The sequence below is a fragment of the Cryobacterium sp. M15 genome (assembly GCF_002929675.1).
Taxonomy (GTDB): Bacteria; Actinomycetota; Actinomycetes; order Actinomycetales; family Microbacteriaceae; genus Cryobacterium; species Cryobacterium lyxosi.
In genome coordinates this window covers 1-2,264 of record NZ_PJJW01000007.1, presented here as the reverse complement: position 1 = coordinate 2,264, position 2,264 = coordinate 1, and the positions used below count along the sequence as shown (strand labels likewise).

Here is a 2,264-nt window from a genome sequence, read left to right as displayed (position 1 = left end):
TGTTAACGCCGACCGAAAATAGGGCCATTTCTGCCAACTGAAAACAGGACCACTTTCGTGTGGTTCTAGTGTGTCGTAGTTGTAGCGGGTTGGTGTTGCTTGAGGCGGTAGCTGGTGCCTTTGAGGCTGATTACGTCGGCGTGGTGAACGATGCGGTCGATCATGGCGGAGGCGATGGTGAGGTCGCCGAACACGTCTCCCCAGCGGGCGAACGGTAGGTTGCTCGTTGTGATCAGCGACGCGTGTTCGTATCGGCTGGAGACGAGTTGGAAGAACAGGTTCGCGGCGTCTTGGTCGAACGGGATGTAGCCGACTTCGTCAATGATGAGCAGGCTGTAGCGGCGGAGCCGGGCCAGTTCTGCGGGGAGCTTGCCACGGGAGTGGGCGTCTTGGAGGCGGCTGACCCAGCCGGTCGCGGTGTCGAAGAGCACGCGGTGACCGGCTTTGGCGGCTCTGATGCCGAGGCCGACGGCGAGGTGTGTTTTTCCAGTCCCTGGCGGGCCGAGCAGGACCACGTTCTTCGCTTCGGTCAGGAACACGCTCGTGCCTAGGTGCGCGATCAGGTTTCGATCCACTGACGGTTGATGGTCGAAGTTGAAGTCCTCGAGGCTCTTATGGCCGGGGAACCGGGCAGCTTTGATCCGCAGTCCGGCACCGGAGGCTTCACGTTCGCTGACTTCTTTGGAGAGCACCGCGGCCAAGTATTCCTCGTGGGACCAGCCCGCGTCGCGAGCCTGGTCGCCCAGGCGCCGGAACGCTTCACTGATCCTCGGCGCCCGCAGCGCGCGGGCGTAGTACTCGATCTGCGATGCCGCTTCCGGCCCGATCACGAGGCGACCTCCACCACGACCGGGGCCGCGTCGATATCAACGTGGAACAGTTCGTCATACCGGGCTAACGACGCCGTCTCAACGACCGGCGAGACCACGAGCCGACGAGATCGTTGGGCTTGGAACTGGGCGCGTAACTCGGCCGCGCGGGCAACGTGAACGGGATCGGTGACGGTCAGCTGACGTGCCCATTTGCGGTGGTGTTCGGCGATGAGGACACCGTCGTGGTGAACGAAGATCGTGTCCAGACTCGCTGTGACATCCACGACACGGCCGATCATGGTCGGATCGACGGAGTAGTCGTTGCTGAACGCGCGAACGTAGTAGTCCCTGGGCAACCGGACGCTATTGCGAAATAGCACCTCCGGCGCCATTGGCGGCAAGTCGCGCATGGCAGCCCGATCGATGCTGATCAGGTCGTTGGGTCGGCCTCTGCGGGACCGGGAGAGACGGTTGTTCGCGACCGGCAACCATACGGCAAGCTGCGCGTTGAAGTCATCCGGTGACGTGAACGTGCGGCCTGACATGAAGCGGCTCCGGAAGAACTGGTTCATCCGCTCAACCATGCCCTTGGACTCCGGGTCTCGGGCCTTCAACAGCTTGATCTCGGTGCCCAGTGTGCCGGCGAANCTGGTTCATCCGCTCAACCATGCCCTTGGACTCCGGGTCTCGGGCCTTCAACAGCTTGATCTCGGTGCCCAGTGTGCCGGCGAACGCGGCGGCGGGCTCGGTCAGCTTCCCTCTGCCAATGCCCGACTCGTTGTCCCAGGTCAATCGGGTCGGCACCGCACCAGCTTCCTGCACCAATGACCACATCCCGCCGAGCAGATCCGGCGTCTTCNTTCCCTCTGCCAATGCCCGACTCGTTGTCCCAGGTCAATCGGGTCGGCAACATGCGCCCCTGGATGAACCCGGAGAACGTCGACGTCATTACCAACACCGGAGGCGTGTCGAGCTGGTCATGACCCAATGGCAGGGCCTCGTGCGGAAACCAGAGGTCGCACTGGACCTGAAAACCGGGTGGGTGCACGAGCCGGTCCGCGGGGTCTGGAACGAAGTAATCCGGTCGGAGCTCAGCGACTTTCGCCCGAAACAACGACGGTGACCCCGACCACCCCACCCGTTCGGCCGCTGTCGCGGCCGGCATCAGCGGCGTCGCCGCGAGCAACACCCTCACGCGGCCCGCGAACTCGTCGAAACTCGACCCCGACGGCTCGCGTTGATACGTTGGCGCCCGATCCACGGCCAACGCCCGATCAACCGTTCCCCGAGACACCCCAACAAGTCGGGCTATCTCGCGTTTCGAGTGCTGCCCCGTCGAATGCAAGTGGCGAATCTCTGCCCAATCATCCAATTTGATCACCTTCCATAGTGGTTGGTGGCCCTATTTTCAGTTGGCGATTCTGGCCCTATTTTCAGTTGGCGTTAACAATC

Annotated in this window: 2 protein-coding genes and 1 pseudogene; all 3 read right to left on the bottom strand. The window is 62.6% G+C overall.

What is annotated here, in order from left to right; all coding sequences use genetic code 11:
- Nucleotides 1-65: 65 nt before the first annotated feature.
- Entirely contained in the window at nucleotides 66-830 is a 765-nt protein-coding gene (gene istB / locus CXY83_RS00070; protein ID WP_104195419.1) for an IS21-like element helper ATPase IstB, read from the bottom strand.
- Entirely contained in the window at nucleotides 827-1,384 is a 558-nt protein-coding gene (locus CXY83_RS00065; RefSeq protein WP_146069775.1) for a hypothetical protein, read from the bottom strand. The genes istB and CXY83_RS00065 overlap by 4 nt, the downstream gene beginning before the upstream one ends.
- Nucleotides 1,385-2,130: 746 nt before the next feature.
- Nucleotides 2,131-2,193, bottom strand: a pseudogene (locus CXY83_RS18440) (hypothetical protein); the annotation flags it as partial.
- Nucleotides 2,194-2,264 lie beyond the last annotated feature (71 nt).

What these genes read in the sequence shown, in the direction of transcription:
- CXY83_RS00065 (WP_146069775.1), bottom strand. Translation starts at nt 1,384, where the DNA reads ATGAACCAGTTCTTCCGGAGCCGCTTCATGTCAGGCCGCACGTTCACG.